Here is a 16,664-nt window from a genome sequence, read left to right on the forward strand (position 1 = left end):
TGTGGCGTTGAAAAGCCTGTATCGATCGCGCCATGGATTCCTTTCAGGAGAAAAATCCATTGATCCTTATCACCTCGGCTAACGGTAACCAGGGCAAACGGCTGGTGCCCAAACTGCTCGCGTCCGGCCATCAAATACGGGCTTGCGTCAGAACCGAATCCTCCGCCGAGCAACTGCACAAGCTCGGCGTACACCAAGTGCGGGTAGGCGATCTCGCCGATCCGGCGTTTATTGCCCAAGCCATGAAGGGCGTCAAAAGCGTGTACCACATCGGCCCGACGCTGCATCACGACGAACGCGCGATGGGCTTCGCCATGATTGATGCCGCCAGAGCAGAGGGCGTCGAGCATTTCGTGTTCAGTTCTGTGCTGCACGCCATCGCCAGCGACTTGATCCAGCATGAAATCAAGCGCGACATTGAAGAACACCTGCTGTCCTCAGGACTCGAATACACCATTTTGCAACCCGCCAATTACATGCTGCCAACACGACTGAAAGCGGTGTTCGAGGAAGGCGTGTTCCGCTTGGCGTGGTCGCTGGACAGACGCCAGTCGATGGTCGATCTGGAAGACTTTACGGACGTGGTTGCGTTGGTGTTGTCTGATCGCAAACGTCACGGCGGGGCCACCTACGAGCTGGTCGGCCCCGGACGGTTCACTGCGCACGAGATTGGCGCGGTTGCTTCGCAAGTGGTGGGGCGCGAGATCAAAGTCGAACGCTTCGATGTCGAGGTGTTTGTCCGCGAACGTTTCGGCAATCTGGAGCCCGAAGCGCTTCAACATATGTTGCGGATGAACCTGGCGATCGCCAGGCATTACAGTAACCACGACTTTGTCGGTAATTCCAATGTGCTGGCCTTTCTATTGGGCCGCGCGCCGACGGCGTTCGAAACGTTTGTCCGCAGGGAATACGCGCGTTTCAAGGAAGCCCAGAAAACGCTTTCTAATTGAGGCGCTCGACGTATTTCTGTTCCCTGAGCCGCTCGTGCAATGCGACGGCTCACCTGTAAATCCAAGGCTATTAGCGTTTCAACTGACGCCCATCTTTATTGGCCATTGGCCGAGCCACATGCCTACGCGATAGGCTCTGAACGTACGAAATGCAGCGCCTCTGAATCCAAAAAAACAACAACAAGAAGCCCTCATATGCTCAGTTTGCCTTGGTGTTTTCTGCCGTTTCCGTTCGGGTTCAGATTTGCCTCGCCTGCGTGCCAAGGTGCGTTCCGGTGATGGGCCGCGCACTCGGCAACCTGTCGGTTGGCAGCAAACTGTGGCTGGGTTTTGGCTTGGTGTTGTTGTCGACATTAGCCGTAGCGGCGACTGCGTTTTACGCCTTCAACGTACTCGAAACCCGCGCCAGGAAGATGAACGATGTGGCCGCCGTTGAGTCGTTGATTCTGCAAGCGCAGGTCGCGGTCAAGGCGTTCGGCCTGAACCTGGCCGAGGACGAAGCCAAAAAGGTCGCCGGGCTTACCGCCGAGCTGGTGGCGTTGCTGGAAAAATCGCAAATGGACAGCGGGCAGGGTGCCTCCAAAGAAGCCGCCCACTATTATCTCGCCCAGTTCGAACGGTATGCCCAGGCCCTGCGAGATGCCCGCGAGGCACGCCTGCGCATGCAACAGTTGGCGCAAGTGGTGGGCGAGCGTTTCACCGTGGTAATGCTCGATCAACTCGACGCGGTCAACTTTCTGGCTTCGCGGACCCAGCCGGCGGACGCGGTACGCATGCTGCAGCTGGAACAAGCCTCCACGCTGCGCGACAAATTGGCGAACCTGCGTGACAGCGAACTCTATTTCACTCTGCAAGGCAGCACCGAAGAGCGCAACGCCTGGGAAGCGCGAGTTATTGAACTGCGCTCTTACATGGAAAACCTCGAACTGCGCCTCGAAGGCGCCGAGCGCGAATCGCTGACCCAGGCTCGTACAGCGCTGGATGAATACCGCGCCGCGTTCAATGGTTACGCCGCGAGCCGCGAGCAAACCAGCGACAGCCAGGCGGCAATGAACGTCGCCGCTGACAAAGTCAGTCAATTGCTCAGCGAAGTACGCGCCACACAGGTTCAAGCCTCGCAGGCAATGGGTCAGAGGGTATCGCGGCTGCTAGCGGGGATGGTGCTGTTGGCGCTCGCCCTTGGCATCGGGGCGAGTCTGTTGATTCGTCACTTGATACTGCAACCGCTGCGCCAAGCGGTTGAATTGACGCGCCGTGTAGCGTCAGGCGATCTCAGCGCGCAGATCGATGCTGCAGGACGCCGCGATGAGCTGGGCCAGTTGCTCGGCAGCGTCGGCGTCATGCTGGAAAGTTTACGCGGGCTGATTGGTCGGATTGGCCAAGGCGTCGGGCAGTTGAACCACGCCGCCGACAGTCTGGTGCAGGTCACCGAGCGCACGCGTCAAGGCGTCGAATCGCAGCGTGAAGAAACCGAGCTGGCGGCCACCGCGATGCAACAGATGGCCGCAACGGCCCAAGACGTTACGCGCAATGCCAGCCAGACCCGCCACGCCGTCGAACAGGCCAATGATCAAGCGCGCAAAGGCGAAGCACTGGTGCATCAGGCGACCAGCAAGATCGGTCACCTGCCGTAGAAATGAGCGGCTGTTCCGACGCCATGGGCTCATTGCTCAACGAGAGCGCAGCGATCGGCAAGGTACTCGACGTGATCAGTGCCCTGGCCGGGCAGACCAATCTGCTCGCCCTCAATGCAGCAATTGAAGCGGCACGGGCCGGCGAAAACGGTCGTGGTTTTGCTGTAGTCGCCGATGAGGTACGCAACCTGGCCCGGCGCACCCAAACCTCCACTGACGACATCGCCGCCATCATTCAACAGTTGCGAATCGTCGCTGAGCACGCCGCCAGCCGCTTGCAGGGCAGTCAAGTGCTGACCGGCGAAAGCGTGGTGCTTGCCGCACAAGCGTCACAAGCGCTGCAGGAAATTGCAGCGGCGGTGTCGACGGTCGAGCAGATGAGTCAGCAGATCGCGGCGGCGGCAGAACAGCAGAGTGCCGTGGCAGAACAGGTTGGAGAAAGCATGCAACGGGTACGTGCAGTGTCTGAGCAAAGCACTGCTGCCAGCGGCTTGCTCGACGCCTCGGTGCGCGGCCTGGAACAGGTGGGCGGCGCGCTCAACGCAGCCGTTGGTGGTTTTCGCACGGTGTCTTGAAACAGGTTCATTTGCAGTTATGAGGCTGAGTACGGCGGCACGTTCTGTCGGTTCATCTCTAAGCAAACAACAACAAGAGTGGAGGCAGATATGAGTTCGCTAAATGAAAATTCGATCCCTGGGTCGTTGGCTTCACTGGATAGCGACCGGGATGAAACGCAGGAATGGCTCGAGTCGCTGGAGGCCGTCGTGCGCGATGGCGGCTCCGAGCGCGGCCAGTTTCTGCTCAAACAGTTAGAGCAACACGCAAGAGCACTTGGCATCACCTCGCATGTGCACCCGTACTCGGCGTATCGGAACACAATTCCGATTGAACGGCAGGGTCCCTACCCAGGGGACCTTGCTGTCGAGGAACGGATCACGTCGATCATTCGCTGGAATGCATTGGCCATGGTGGTGCGCGCCAATCAGGCATATGGGGATCTGGGTGGGCATATCGCAAGTTATGCGTCCGCCGCAGAAATCTTCGAGGTCGGTTCCAACCATTTCTTCCGTGCTCGCGACGAAAGTCACGGCGGCGATCTGGTGTTTTATCAGCCGCACTCGGCGCCGGGTGTCTACGCCCGGGCGTTCCTGGAGGGCAGGCTGTCCGAGGAACAACTGGCCAACTATCGCCAGGAAGTCGGCGGCAACGGCTTGAGTTCCTACCCACACCCTTGGTTGATGCCGGACTTCTGGCAGTTCCCGACCGGCTCGATGGGTATTGGTCCGATCAGTGCGGTTTATCAAGCGCGCTACATGCGCTACCTCGAACACCGCAACTTGGCCGAAACCGCCGACCGTCATGTGTGGGGCGTGTTTGGTGACGGTGAAATGGACGAACCCGAATCGATCGCCGGGCTCACGCTCGCGGCGCGGGAAAAACTCGACAACCTGACCTTTATCGTCAACTGCAACTTGCAGCGGCTGGACGGACCCGTGCGGGGCAACGGTCAAGTCATTCAAGAGCTCGAAGCGTTGTTCACGGGCGCCGGCTGGAATGTGGTCAAAGTCATTTGGGGCTCGGACTGGGATCCGTTGTTTTCGCGGGACACCAACAACGCCTTGCTACAACGTTTTGCCCAAACCGTCGACGGTCAATATCAGACGCTCGGTTCCAAGGACGGCGCCTACAACCTGCTGCACTTTTTCCAGCAGGACCCAGAGATCAAAGAATTGGTCTCGCACATGTCGGATGCTGAAATCGATGCACTGAAGCGCGGCGGTCACGATTTCCGCAAGCTACATGCAGCGTTCGCCGCAGCCAAAGCGCACAAGGGCCGGCCAACTGTCATCCTGGCGAAAACCAAAAAAGGTTACGGCATGGGCGGCGCCGGCGAATCGCGGATGACCTCGCACCAGGCCAAGAAGCTCGATATCGATGCACTGAAGGCTTTCCGTGACCGTTTCGCGCTGCCACTGTCCGACGATGACGTCGCGCAACTGCGCTTCTATCGCCCGGCCGAAGACAGCCAGGAAATGCGTTATCTGCGTGAGCGCCGAACATCGCTAGGCGGCTACATGCCGGCTCGGCAGAAGGGCCGCGAGCACGTCGCCATCCCGGCATTGGCGGACTACGCACGTTTCGCTTTTGAAGCTGACGGCAAGGAAATGTCCACCACCATGGCCGTGGTGCGCATGCTTGGCGGTTTGCTCAAAGACAAAGAACTCGGGCCGCGCGTTGTTCCGATCGTCGCCGATGAAGCGCGTACCTTTGGCATGGCCAACCTGTTCCGTCAGATCGGTATCTACTCGCCACTCGGGCAACTGTACGAGCCAGAAGATGCCGGCTCGATGCTGTATTACCGTGAAGCCCGTGACGGTCAGCTGCTGGAGGAGGGCATCACCGAAGCTGGTGCATTGTCTTCGTGGGTCGCTGCCGCGACGTCTTACAGCGCGCACGGCAAACCCATGCTGCCGTTCTACATCTACTACTCGATGTTCGGTTTCCAGCGGGTCGGCGACCTGATTTGGGCCGCGGCCGACCAACGCGCACGTGGTTTCTTGCTCGGCGCCACCGCCGGGCGCACGACGCTGGGCGGGGAAGGGCTGCAACACCAGGACGGTAGCAGCCATGTGGTGGCCGCCACCGTTCCCAACTGCCGAGCCTACGACCCGGCGTTCGCTGGTGAACTTGCGGTGATTGTCGACCATGGCATGCGCCAGATGATGGAACGCGATGTCGATGAGTTCTATTACATCACCGTGATGAACGAGAACTACGCCCAGCCTTCTTTGCCCTCCGGTGTGGAAGATCAAATCATTCGCGGCATGTATCGCTACGCCGTGACACATGCACCTGCGTCGCGTGGAACCGTGCGGCTGCTGGGTTCCGGCACGATTCTGCGCGAAGTCATCGCGGCATCTGAACTGTTGGCAGCTGACTGGCAGGTGTCGAGCGAGGTCTTCAGCGTCACCAGTTTCAGCGAACTGGCACGAGAAGCGCGGGAAGTGGAGCGACGTAATCGTCTGAATCCAACTGAACCTGAGCAAGTCAGCCATCTGTGTGCCTCGCTGACCGGCAACGCGCCGGTGATTGCCGCCACCGACTATGTCCGCGCCTGGCCGCAACTGATCGCCAGTTACGTCGATGCACGTTTCATTGCCCTGGGCACCGACGGCTTTGGTCGCAGCGATACCCGGGCCGCGTTGCGCAGCTTCTTCGAAGTCGATCGCCATCAAGTGGTACTGGCTGCACTGGACGGTCTGGTGCGTGACGGCAGCTTGTCGCGTCAGGTGCTGGCCGAGGCTGTTGAACGCTATGGCCTGAAAGGTGATAGCCCGGCGCCGTGGACACGCTAAGCGGTTTTCTCTTCGCACGCGCTCGATGAGCGCTCCCTCCGTTGCGTGAGCGCGCAACGGATCTAATTCTGGGCGACGGTACGTCATGAGTGAAATCAGAGAAATTCATGTCCCTGACATCGGGGACTTCAAAGACCTGCCGGTGATCGAGGTATTGGTCAAACCGGGCGATAAAGTAGCGTTCGATGACCCACTGCTGACGCTGGAATCGGACAAGGCCTCAATGGACGTGCCCAGCCCAGGCGCCGGCACCGTTGTGGCGGTGACGATCAAGGAAGGCGATCGCGTTTCCAAAGGCAGTTCGATCCTCACGTTGCAGATGGCGATTGATGAAGCGCCTGTTGCGCAACCGCTGGTCATTAGCCCGGTCGCGGCCGAACCCATCGCCTACGTTACTCCGCAGCCAGCCGTCGCCAAAGCGCCTGCGCCAGTGGTGAGTATTTCTGGGCCGAAACCCCACGCCAGCCCTTCGGTACGCAGCTATGCGCGAAAACTGGGCGTGGATGTCAGCCGCGCAATTGCCACCGGCAAGGGCGGGCGACTGCTTCGTGAAGATATCGAACGTTTCGTCAAAGACGCTCTGCTGCGTCTGGACAGTTCCGCGCCGCGTGCCGATCAAACCGGTGGGCTCAATCTGCTGCCGTGGCCGGACATCGACTTTGCCAAATTCGGCACGGTCGAGAAGGTCGCGATGTCGCGTATCAAAAAGATCTCCGGCGCAAATCTCGCGCGCAACTGGGTGATGATCCCCCACGTCACCAACAACGAAGAAGTCGATATTACCGAGCTGGAAGCATTTCGCGTGCAGCTCAATCTGGAGGGCGGCAAGGACGCGATCAAGTACACCATGCTCGCGTTTTTGATCAAGGCCGCGGTCGCCACCTTGAAAGCCTTCCCGTCGTTCAACAGTTCGCTGGGCAACGAAGACGGCGAGCCGATCCTGATTCTCAAACAGTACTTCCACATCGGTTTTGCCGCTGACACGCCGAACGGTCTGGTGGTGCCGGTCATTCGCGATGCCGATCAGAAAGGCATTGGCCAGATCGCCACCGAATGCGCCGAACTGGCGCGCAAAGCTCGGGACGGCAAGTTGGGGCCCGCCGACATGAGCGGCGGAACCTTCACCGTTTCCAGCCTGGGCGGCATTGGCGGCACCGGTTTTACGCCGATTATCAATGCGCCGGAAGTGGCAATCCTCGGCGTCACTCGCGCGCAAATCAGACCGGTGTGGGATGGCAACGCCTTCGCGCCGCGACTGATTCTGCCCATGGCGTTGTCATGGGATCACCGCGTCGTCGATGGCGCGGCGGCTGCACGGTTCCTTCAGCATCTGGCGGCTCTGTTGGCAGATTTCCGTCGAATTACGCTGTGAGGGAATGCCAATGAGTCAGGTGATTGAAGTGAAGATGCCCGGCATCGGCGATGCCGCCGCCATGCCGGTGATTGAAATACTGGTCAAGATTGGCGATGTGGTGGCCGTCGATGACCCGCTCTGCACGCTGGAGTCCGACAAGGCGACCATGGATGTACCGTCTTCTGCCGCCGGTGTGGTCAAGGAAATTAGAGTCAAGGTTGGCGAGAAGGTCGGCGAAGGCGCGGTGTTGTTGACGCTGGAATCGAATGGGTCGGCGATTCAGCCAACGCCAACAACAGCAGCGGCCGCAACCGCCAGCGGCACAGAGCTGCAGTGCGACGTGCTGGTGCTCGGCGGCGGTCCCGGCGGTTACTCCGCCGCGTTCCGCTCGGCCGATCTGGGCCGGAAAACCATCATTGTCGAGCGCTACGCCTCATTGGGCGGCGTGTGCCTGAACGTCGGTTGCATCCCTTCCAAAGCGCTGTTGCATATCGCTTCGGTCATGGAGGAAGTTCCGCATCTAGCGTCGCTGGGCATCGACTTCGGTGCCCAAAAGGTCGATATCGACAAGTTACGCGCGCACAAAGATTCGGTGGTCAACAAGCTCACGGGCGGCCTTGCCGGCATGGCTAAGGGGCGCAAAGTCGAGGTCGTGCGCGGCGTTGGCCGATTCCTCGATCCGCAGCGCATCGAGGTCGCTCTGTGTTCCGGCTCCGGGCAGGAGCAGACGGGCGAGAAACAGGTAATTCGCTTCAAACAATGCGTGATTGCCGCCGGCAGTCAGGCCGTGAAGTTGCCGTTTATGCCCCAGGATCCGCGCATCGTTGACTCAACCGGTGCTCTGGAACTCAGGTCTGTGCCGAAACGCATGTTGGTGGTCGGCGGTGGGATTATCGGCCTGGAAATGGCTACGGTTTATTCGGCCCTGGGCGCACGTATCGATGTGGTCGAGATGCTGGACGGCTTGATGCAAGGCCCGGATCGCGACCTGGTCAAAGTCTGGGAAAAGCACAACAGCCATCGTTTCGATCACCTGATGTTGAACACGCGCACGCTGAAAGCCGAGGCGAGCGAGCAGGGCATCTGGGTGACCTTCGAGGGTGAAAAAGCGCCCGCCGAGCCTCAATGCTATGACTTGGTGCTGGTCGCAGTCGGTCGCAAACCCAATGGAAACCAGCTCGATGCCGACAAGGCCGGCGTCAATATCAATGAGCGCGGTTTCATCCCCGTCGATAAGCAACTGCGCACCAACGTGCCGCATATCTTCGCGATTGGCGACATCGTCGGCCAACCGATGCTGGCCCACAAAGCCGTTCACGAGGGCCATGTCGCCGCTGAAGTCGCGGCAGGCGAAGCCTTGAACAATGCCGAACTGGCCCGCAGCCGCTTTGATACGTTGCAGATTCCCGGCGTGGCCTACACCAATCCCGAAGTGGCTTGGGCCGGCCTGACCCAGCAAGAAGCCAAAGACCAAGGCATCAAGGTCGAGACGGCGGTTTTCCCATGGGCGGCATCTGGCCGTGCCATTGCCAATGGTCGCGATGAAGGCTTCACCAAGCTGCTGTTCGACGCACACACCCATCGCGTGGTCGGCGGCGGCATCGTCGGTACCGGTGCGGGTGATCTGATCAGCGAGGTGTGCCTCGCTATCGAAATGGGCGCCAACGCCGAGGACATCGGCAAAACCATCCACCCGCATCCGACATTGGGTGAAACCGTGGGGATGGCGGCAGAAGTTGCCCACGGCAGCTGCACCGACTTGCCGGCGGCACGGCGTAAAGAGGCGTGAAGGAGATGACCATGAATGCCTGTAATGAGGCGATTCTCGCGGACTTGAGCGATTGGGTGGGCCGCGAGGAACTGCGTAGCGATCGTATCGATCAACGCACTGCGCAAGCGCTGGCAGCGACGCTCGACCTCGATCCCGACACCCTGCAGGAAGGCTGTGAATTGCCGCCCTTGTGGCACTGGGTGTACTTCTCGCCAAATGCCCGACACAGCGAAATCGGCGTCGACGGCCATCCGCAACGCGGTGGATTCCTGCCGCCAGTGAACCTGCCCAACCGTATGTGGGCGGGCGGACGCTTGAACTTCGAGCAGCCGCTGCGCGTCGGGGAAGCCGTCACCAGGGTTTCGCGCATCCTGCGCTGCGAACGCAAATCCGGGCGCAATGGCGAGCTGCTGTTTGTCACCGTCGAACACAAGATTTCCGGTGAGCGTGGTGTGTGCGTGGTGGAGGAACAGGACATTGTCTACCGCCAACCAGCGCCTGCAGGAGCGCCCCTTGCCGGCGAAGCGACGGAGCGCCAAGGCGAATTCCGACGACTGATTCATCCCGACCCGGTGTTGCTGTTCCGTTATTCGGCACTGACGTTCAACGGCCATCGCATTCACTACGACAAGCCCTACGCCACGCTGAAAGAAGGCTATCCGGGCCTCGTCGTGCAGGGCCCGCTGGCCGCGACATTGCTGCTCGAAGCCTTTCGCGCGGTGCACCCGAACAAGCGCATACGACGCTTCGCTTTCCGTGCGATCGGCCCGCTGTTCGATACGGCGGACTTTGCAGTGTGCGGACAGGCCACCGGCCCGGGCAATGCCGATCTTTGGATCGACTGCAACAGGCGCTCGACGATGAAAGCTGAAGTCACGTTCGACTGACACCCAAGCGTTTTCAAAAAAGGTGCCGCTGTGCAGAAGCGCCAAGGGCACTGCTGCGCCGCGATCACCACAAACAAGACAGGAAACCGACATGACCATGCTCTACGCCCCCGATGAACACCAGGAAATCCGCGACGCCGTCCGTGCCTTGTGCAGTGAGTTTCCAGACGAATACCACCGCAAGATCGACGAGCAGCGGGCCTACCCTGAGGCCTTTGTCGATGCACTGATCAGCGCGGGCTGGCTCTCGGCGATGATCCCGGAAGAATACGGCGGCTCGGGTCTGGGGCTGACCGAGGCGTCGGTGATCATGGAAGAGATCAACCGTTCCGGCGGCAACTCCGGCGCAGTCCATGGCCAGATGTACAACATGAGCACGCTGCTGCGTAACGGCAGTACCGCGCAGAAAGAAAAATACCTGCCAAAGATTGCCGCCGGCGAGTTGCGCATCCAGTCGATGGCGGTCACCGAGCCAACCACGGGCACAGACACCACCAAGATCAAAACCAACGCCGTGAAGAAAGACGGCCGCTACGTGGTCAACGGCCAAAAAGTCTGGATTTCGCGGGTGCAGCACTCCGACCTGATGATCCTGCTTGCACGCACCACGCCGCTGACCGAGGTGAAGCGCAAGTCTGAAGGCATGTCGATTTTCATCGTCGACCTCAAAGACGCCATCGGCAAGGGCCTGACCGTGCAGCCAATCCCCAACATGGTCAACCACGAGACCAACGAGCTGTTCTTCGACAGCCTGGAGATCCCTGAGGAAAACCTGATTGGCGAGGAGGGCAAGGGCTTCAAATACATCCTCGACGGGCTTAATGCCGAGCGCACCTTGATCGCCGCCGAATGCATCGGCGACGGTTACTGGTTCATGGAGCGCGCGGTCAAATACGCCAACGAACGCGTGGTGTTCGACCGTCCGATCGGACAGAACCAAGGCGTGCAATTCCCGATTGCCGACGCCTTCATCGAGATCGAAGCCGCCAACCTGATGCGCTTCAAGGCCTGCCAGCTATTCGACGCGCACCAACCCTGTGGCGCCCAGGCCAACATGGCCAAGTACCTCGCCGCCAAAGCGTCGTGGGAAGCCGCCAACGTTTGCCTGCAAACCCACGGCGGGTTTGGGTTCGCCAATGAATACGACATTGAGCGCAAGTTCCGCGAGACCCGGCTGTACCAGGTCGCGCCGATCTCCACCAATCTGATCTATTCCTACGTCGCCGAGCACTTGCTCGGGCTGCCGCGTTCTTTCTGAGGACTCTGTCATGGCTTCTACCCAACCGGTACTTGCGCTAGAAGGGATCACGGTGGTCTCGCTCGAACACGCCATCGCAGCACCTTTGGCCACGCGTCATCTGGCTGATCAGGGCGCACGGGTGATCAAGGTCGAGCGTCCGGGCAGCGGCGATTTTGCCCGCGCCTATGACGCACGCGTCGATGGTTTGGCCTCGCATTTTGTCTGGGTCAATCGCTCGAAAGAGAGCCTTGCGCTCGACCTGAAACAACCCGAGGCTCAGGAAATTCTGATGAAGCTTCTGGCCGAAGCCGATGTGCTGGTGCAAAACCTTGCGCCGGGCGCGGCTGCCCGATTGGGGCTTTCGTTTGAAGCACTGGCTGCGAAAAACCCAAAGCTGATCGTCTGTGATATTTCGGGATACGGCGAGGGCGGCCCGTACACCGAGAAAAAGGCTTACGACTTGCTGATTCAGAGCGAGGCCGGCTTCCTGTCGATCACCGGTACACCGGATGAGCAGGTCAAGGCCGGCATTTCCATCGCCGACATTGCTGCGGGCATGTACGCCTACACCAATATCCTTGCGGCGCTGATCGAGCGCGGCAAAACCGGCCGTGGCCGGCGCATCGAGATCGCGATGATTGATGCGATGGTCGAGTGGATGGGCTTCCCGATGTACTACGCCTACGAAGGGCAGGAACCGCCGCGCCGCACCGGTGCTTCCCACGCGACGATTTACCCGTACGGGCCGTTCCGTGCCGGCGATGGCCGTACCGTCATGCTCGGCCTGCAGAACGAACGCGAGTGGGCGGTGTTCTGCGACAAGTTGCTGGGCGACGCGGCACTCACCACGGATGTGCGGTTTGCCAGCAACGCGCTGCGCACCGCTAACCGGGAGGTCTTGAGCAAGTTGATCGAGCACAACTTCGCCAGCCTCAGCGCTGATGAAGTGATGGCCCGCCTCGATGCCGCTGACATCGCCAATGCCAACGTCAGCACCATGAACGACATCTGGAACCATCCGCAACTTGCTGCGCGCCAACGCTGGACGAGCGTGGATACGCCCTCAGGCCGGGTGCCTGCACTGCAGCCACCGGGCATGGGCGGTGAGCATCCCGCGCGCATGGGGCCGGTGCCGGCACTCGGGGAACATACCGCTGCGATTCTTCGCGAACTTGGCTATGCCGTGCATGCCGATGAACTGCGCGACAGGAAGGTGGTGTGATGGCGATTCGACAATTGAATCTGGCGCGGGCACGCACCTTTCTGTTCGTGCCGGCGAACCGTCCGGAACGCATTGGTAAAGCACTGAACAGCGGCACCGACGTGGTCGTGGTCGATCTTGAAGACGCGGTGGCACCGGTCGACAAACCGGCGGCGCGCCTGGCCTTGCTGGCCTGGCTGGATGAGCATCCCGATGAGCGCGTGACGGTGCGCATCAATGCCGCCGACACGCTGTGGCATGAGCAAGATTTGGCAGCCTGCCGTCACACCGGCGTCGCTGCCGTGATGCTGCCAAAAGCCGACAACGCGGCGCAGGTGCAGCACGCCCATCATGCCACTGGTAAACCGCAGTTGTGCATCATCGAGACCGTGCAAGGCATTGACGCCCTGGCGCATATCGCCGGCGCGCCGGGTTGCGCGCGGTTGATGTTCGGCAAGCTGGATCTGGCCGTCGAACTGGATCTGATCCCCGACGAGTCAGACCCTGAAGAGCTGGTGTTCCTGCCATGGCGCGCCATGCTCGTGCTCGCGAGCAAACGGGCGCGATTGCCGGCGCCGGTCGATGGCGTGTTCACCGCCATCGGTGATCAATCAGGCTTGGCCCGCTACGCCGCGCGTGCGCGGCGGCACGGCTTCAGTGGCCAGTTGTTGATTCATCCCAGTCAGGTCACAGAAGCCGCGGCGGCCTTCACGCCCTCGGCGCAGGACATCGAATGGGCGCAAGCCGTTTGCCAGCTGGGTGACGCGGCCGGCGGCGGGGTGGTGGTGCTCAATGGCCGGATGATCGATGCCCCGGTGATGGCGCGGGCGCGGAACATTCTTGCCTTGGCGGCGGAGTTTGGCCTCGCTACCTGAAGCGTCGTTCTTTTCTATTTCGGAACAACTCTTCGGCCCATTCACAAATTCTTAAAAGCGGCCCATCTCAATACTATCGAGGTGTGGCAACCGCAGCCGAATTCGCCTTGCGCCGGGCACTCCCGCCGCAGGCCAAACGTTTCAAATGCAGGAGCATGACCCATGGAAAATAACGCAAACAAAAAACCGATGGCCATGAGTGGAGCCCGCAACGGAGTACGCAACGGGGCCGATTATATCGCCTCGCTGCAAGACGGTCGCTCCGTGTGGATTGATGGCGAGCGCATCAAGGACGTGACGGTGGATCGCCGTTTCCGTGGCGCGATTCAATCCATCGCTGATCTGTATGACATCCAGTGCGATCCCGCCTTGCAGGACAAGATGACCTTCGAATCACCGACCTCAGGTGCGCGTGTTGGTCGCTCGTTCATGTTGCCGCGTTCGGCTGACGATCTGCGGCTGCGCCGGGAAATGATGAAGACCTGGATGGACGCTGTCGGCGGCATGATGGGCCGCACACCGGACTTCCTTAACGTCATGGTCAGCGCGCATGCATCGGCGCACGAACTGTTCGCTGCCGGCGGTGAGCAATTCGGCCAGAACATTCTCAAATACCATGAGTTCATCCGCGAAAACGATCTCGCGCTGACGCACTCGCTGGTGTCGCCGGACATCGACAAGCGCCTGCAAATGTTCGAGCAGCCGGGTGACATGGTCATGCGCGTGGTGCGCGAATCCGATGCCGGCATCTACGTATCCGGCGCGCGCTCAGTAGCCACCCTCGGCCCGTTGGCCAACGAAGTATTGATCATGCCGGCGGCGGCGAAATTCCCGCTGGTGGCGGATGCCGAAGCCTACGCGGTGGGTTTCGCAGCACCGATCGACACCCCCGGGATGAAGATGATTTGCCGTCCTTCGCTGCCAGCGAAGGGCCGTTTCGCCAACGACCCGCTGACCGGACGCATGGACGAAATGGACGCCGTGCTCTGGTTCGAAGAGGCGTTTATCCCGTGGGAACGGGTGTTCATGTACCGCAGCATCAAAGCGGTTGAATCGGCGATGAAGTCGCCTTCCGGCCCGCACGGTTCGCACCAGTCCGCCACCCGGTCACTGGCGAAGATGGAGTTCCTGTTGGGCATCGCCTACAACCTGACCGAAGTGAACCACAGCCGTTTCCCCAACGTCATGGTGCAGCTGTCGGAACTGGTCGCTTATGTTGAAACCCTGCGCGCGATGATTCGTGTCGCTGAAATCGACTGCGTGCCGGGCCCCGGCGGCACCGTTGTGCCGTACGAGCAACCGCTGAATGTGGTGCGCGCGCAATACCCGGCGATGCATGCGCGAGCGCTGGAAATCCTGCAATTGTTGGGTGCTGGCAACGTGGTGGTCGCGCCAACGGTCGAAGACCTCTACAGCGAAAACGGCCCTGCCATCGAGCGTTATTGCGCCGGGGCAGACATCCCTGCCGAACGCAAAATGCAGCTATTGCGGCTGGCCTGGGATGCGTCCTGCTCATCGTTTGCCGGACGCCAGAACCTGTACGAGAAGTTCTTCTCTGGCGATCCATGGCGCAACGCACAGATGCGCGGTGAACGCTATCCGGGTGCTCGCGAGGCGCAAGACCGTGTGTGGGCGTTCCTTGATCGCAATAGCGAATGGGATCAGCGCATCAACGGCCAATAAGCGAAAGCTGCCGCAGCGGTCTTGATAGCCACGCTGCGGCGGCTGACTAAAACAATAATGTGCGGAGTTTTGTATGCCTCGTATCCAGCTGCCCACCCCCGACGACGAACCCGAAGCCTTTGCCCTGCTGCGCGCCAAGCGTGGCCACGCGCCGAATGCGCAGATCTTTCGCACTCTGGCGACATGCCCGGAGATTCTCGAGGTTTTCATTCCCATGGCCGACGCGGTGCGCGACGGCTGTGGCATTGATCCGAAATTACGTGAGATGGCCATCGTCATGGCGTGCCAGACCATGGGCACTCATTACGAACACGATCCGCATTGGAATCGGGCCCTCAAGGAAGGCGTGCTAAAGGAACAGATGCAAGCGCTGTGGGATTTTGAAAAGAGCGCGCTGTTCTCCGATCTGGAGAAGGCCGTGCTGCGCCTGGCCCGGGACGCAACCCGCGCGCCGGCGCAGGTCAGCGACAAGGTCTGGGGAGACGTTTACCACGGCCTCGGGCAAAAGCAGAGCGTGGCGCTGCTGTTCAATATTGGTTGGTACAACATGACCGGTCGGTTGACTGGCCCCCTCGAGTTGAGCAACGAGGCCGATTTCACTCGGCTCTGAAAAGACATCAGGAGAATTAACATGCCATTGCCAACACCGGTCTATTACCCGCCGTTCAATATCACCCGCTCGAGTCACGCCGTCATCACTTCACGCGACCTGGAAGCCAGTCGCGATTTTTACGAACAGGTCATTGGCCTGGTGCTGACCGAACTCGATGCCGACACCCTGTATTTCCGCGGTCTGGAAGAGGTTTGCCACCACAGTCTGGTGATCAAGCGCCACGACGGCGAGCACTCTGCCGAAGCCATCGGTTTTCGGGTGTACACCGAAGAAGAGCTGGACAAGGCCGCGCACTTCTATAAATCCAAAGGCTTGCCGGCCCGCTGGATCGAAGTGCCGCATCAGGGCCGTACGCTGCTGGTCAATGACCCGGCCGGCACCCCGGTGCAGCTCTGCGCCACGATGACCACGACGCCGCGCGTGTACACGCAATTTCAGGACTTCAAAGGTGGCGCGGCGATGCGCTTCGACCACTACCAGATCCAAGTGCCGAACGTGCAGGAGCAGACCGATTTCTACGCTGAGATGGGTTTTCGCATCTCCGAATACATGGCGCTGGACGAGAAGTTGATTGCGACTTTCATGTTCCGCAAGCCCGGCACCCAGGACATCGTATTCCTGGAGAACCCGGGCCCGCGTCTGCACCATTTTGCCTACACCGTATCCGACTCCCACAGCATCCTGCGCGCCTGCGATATCGCCGGCAATCTGGGCATGGGCGATGTCGTGGAGCGTGGCCCGGGTCGGCATGGCCCGGCCGGTGTGCTGTTCGTTTACCTGCGCGATCCAGATGGCCATCGGGTCGAGTTGTTCTGTGATCACTACCTGCTGATCGATATCGAGGTCGAGCCCGTTGCGTGGGACGTGCGCAAGCCCGGCCTGGCGCTGCGTTGGGGCATGCCCCCGCAGGAATGCTGGTTCAACGAGACCACCGCGTTCAGCGGCATTGCGACCAAACAGCTCGATCACGAGCGTGGCCCGTTGGTCACCCTGGAAACTTATCTGGCGGACAAGGCCCGCGTCAGAGCCGCCAAATAGTCAAGCAGGGGCCACTTCGGTGGCCCATCGCAGCGCGGCGGTTTCGATAATAAGAAGACTGG

General features: G+C 60.4%; 13 protein-coding genes. All 13 read left to right on the top strand.

Going from position 1 to position 16,664, the window contains the following annotated elements:
• Nucleotides 1-32: 32 nt before the first annotated feature.
• The 13 genes from B723_RS16595 (at nucleotide 33) to B723_RS16650 (ending at nucleotide 16,602) form a co-directional block, all read left to right on the top strand.
• The gene (locus B723_RS16595; protein WP_017337754.1) at nucleotides 33-950 is read left to right on the top strand and encodes an SDR family oxidoreductase; all 918 of its coding nucleotides are present in this window, start codon (nucleotides 33-35) and stop codon (nucleotides 948-950) included.
• Between the two features lie 278 nt (nucleotides 951-1,228).
• Complete coding sequence (locus B723_RS16600; RefSeq protein ID WP_238588281.1) at nucleotides 1,229-2,584, top strand: methyl-accepting chemotaxis protein; 1,356 nt, start codon at nucleotides 1,229-1,231, stop codon at nucleotides 2,582-2,584.
• A gap of 2 nt (nucleotides 2,585-2,586) precedes the next feature.
• On the top strand, nucleotides 2,587-3,159 hold the full coding sequence (locus B723_RS33665; RefSeq protein ID WP_238588282.1) for a methyl-accepting chemotaxis protein: 573 nt from the start codon (nucleotides 2,587-2,589) through the stop codon (nucleotides 3,157-3,159).
• Nucleotides 3,160-3,249: 90 nt separating this feature from the next.
• Nucleotides 3,250-5,940 carry an alpha-ketoglutarate dehydrogenase gene (gene mdeB / locus B723_RS16605; protein ID WP_017337756.1) on the top strand — a complete coding sequence of 897 codons (2,691 nt, stop codon included), beginning with the start codon at nucleotides 3,250-3,252 and terminating at the stop codon, nucleotides 5,938-5,940.
• An 85-nt stretch (nucleotides 5,941-6,025) separates the two neighbouring features.
• Entirely contained in the window at nucleotides 6,026-7,312 is a 1,287-nt protein-coding gene (locus tag B723_RS16610) for a dihydrolipoyllysine-residue acetyltransferase (protein WP_017337757.1), read from the top strand.
• 10 nt (nucleotides 7,313-7,322) lie between these two features.
• On the top strand, nucleotides 7,323-9,083 hold the full coding sequence (gene lpdA / locus B723_RS16615) for a dihydrolipoyl dehydrogenase (protein ID WP_017337758.1): 1,761 nt from the start codon (nucleotides 7,323-7,325) through the stop codon (nucleotides 9,081-9,083).
• An 11-nt stretch (nucleotides 9,084-9,094) separates the two neighbouring features.
• A complete protein-coding gene (locus B723_RS16620) occupies nucleotides 9,095-9,952 on the top strand; it encodes an FAS1-like dehydratase domain-containing protein (protein WP_017337759.1) in 858 nt (285 codons plus the stop codon).
• Between the two features lie 97 nt (nucleotides 9,953-10,049).
• Nucleotides 10,050-11,210, top strand: coding sequence for an acyl-CoA dehydrogenase family protein (locus tag B723_RS16625; RefSeq protein ID WP_033037529.1), 1,161 nt, complete (start codon nucleotides 10,050-10,052; stop codon nucleotides 11,208-11,210).
• A 10-nt stretch (nucleotides 11,211-11,220) separates the two neighbouring features.
• Complete coding sequence (locus tag B723_RS16630; protein ID WP_017337761.1) at nucleotides 11,221-12,414, top strand: CaiB/BaiF CoA transferase family protein; 1,194 nt, start codon at nucleotides 11,221-11,223, stop codon at nucleotides 12,412-12,414.
• The gene (locus B723_RS16635; protein ID WP_017337762.1) at nucleotides 12,414-13,268 is read left to right on the top strand and encodes an HpcH/HpaI aldolase/citrate lyase family protein; all 855 of its coding nucleotides are present in this window, start codon (nucleotides 12,414-12,416) and stop codon (nucleotides 13,266-13,268) included. The genes B723_RS16630 and B723_RS16635 overlap by 1 nt, the downstream gene beginning before the upstream one ends.
• Nucleotides 13,269-13,430: 162 nt before the next feature.
• Nucleotides 13,431-14,951: a 4-hydroxyphenylacetate 3-hydroxylase family protein gene (locus tag B723_RS16640; RefSeq protein WP_017337763.1), complete on the top strand. Its 1,521-nt coding sequence runs from the start codon at nucleotides 13,431-13,433 to the stop codon at nucleotides 14,949-14,951.
• 73 nt (nucleotides 14,952-15,024) lie between these two features.
• Complete coding sequence (locus B723_RS16645) at nucleotides 15,025-15,561, top strand: carboxymuconolactone decarboxylase family protein (protein WP_017337764.1); 537 nt, start codon at nucleotides 15,025-15,027, stop codon at nucleotides 15,559-15,561.
• A 21-nt stretch (nucleotides 15,562-15,582) separates the two neighbouring features.
• Entirely contained in the window at nucleotides 15,583-16,602 is a 1,020-nt protein-coding gene (locus B723_RS16650) for a VOC family protein (RefSeq protein ID WP_017337765.1), read from the top strand.
• The last annotated feature ends 62 nt before the right edge of the window (nucleotides 16,603-16,664 follow it).

The organism is Pseudomonas fluorescens NCIMB 11764, assembly GCF_000293885.2.
Lineage (GTDB): Bacteria > Pseudomonadota > Gammaproteobacteria > Pseudomonadales > Pseudomonadaceae > Aquipseudomonas > Aquipseudomonas fluorescens_B.

Excerpts from the sequence above, each read along its gene's own strand:
- B723_RS16635 (WP_017337762.1), top strand. The coding sequence starts at position 12,414 with ATGGCGATTCGACAATTGAATCTGGCGCGGGCACGCACCTTTCTGTTC.
- B723_RS16630 (WP_017337761.1), top strand. The coding sequence starts at position 11,221 with ATGGCTTCTACCCAACCGGTACTTGCGCTAGAAGGGATCACGGTGGTC.
- B723_RS33665 (WP_238588282.1), top strand. The coding sequence starts at position 2,587 with ATGAGCGGCTGTTCCGACGCCATGGGCTCATTGCTCAACGAGAGCGCA.
- B723_RS16620 (WP_017337759.1), top strand. The coding sequence starts at position 9,095 with ATGAATGCCTGTAATGAGGCGATTCTCGCGGACTTGAGCGATTGGGTG.
- B723_RS16595 (WP_017337754.1), top strand. The coding sequence starts at position 33 with ATGGATTCCTTTCAGGAGAAAAATCCATTGATCCTTATCACCTCGGCT.
- B723_RS16625 (WP_033037529.1), top strand. The coding sequence starts at position 10,050 with ATGCTCTACGCCCCCGATGAACACCAGGAAATCCGCGACGCCGTCCGT.
- B723_RS16600 (WP_238588281.1), top strand. The coding sequence starts at position 1,229 with ATGGGCCGCGCACTCGGCAACCTGTCGGTTGGCAGCAAACTGTGGCTG.
- B723_RS16610 (WP_017337757.1), top strand. The coding sequence starts at position 6,026 with ATGAGTGAAATCAGAGAAATTCATGTCCCTGACATCGGGGACTTCAAA.
- B723_RS16645 (WP_017337764.1), top strand. The coding sequence starts at position 15,025 with ATGCCTCGTATCCAGCTGCCCACCCCCGACGACGAACCCGAAGCCTTT.
- B723_RS16640 (WP_017337763.1), top strand. The coding sequence starts at position 13,431 with ATGGAAAATAACGCAAACAAAAAACCGATGGCCATGAGTGGAGCCCGC.
- lpdA (WP_017337758.1), top strand. The coding sequence starts at position 7,323 with ATGAGTCAGGTGATTGAAGTGAAGATGCCCGGCATCGGCGATGCCGCC.
- mdeB (WP_017337756.1), top strand. The coding sequence starts at position 3,250 with ATGAGTTCGCTAAATGAAAATTCGATCCCTGGGTCGTTGGCTTCACTG.
- B723_RS16650 (WP_017337765.1), top strand. The coding sequence starts at position 15,583 with ATGCCATTGCCAACACCGGTCTATTACCCGCCGTTCAATATCACCCGC.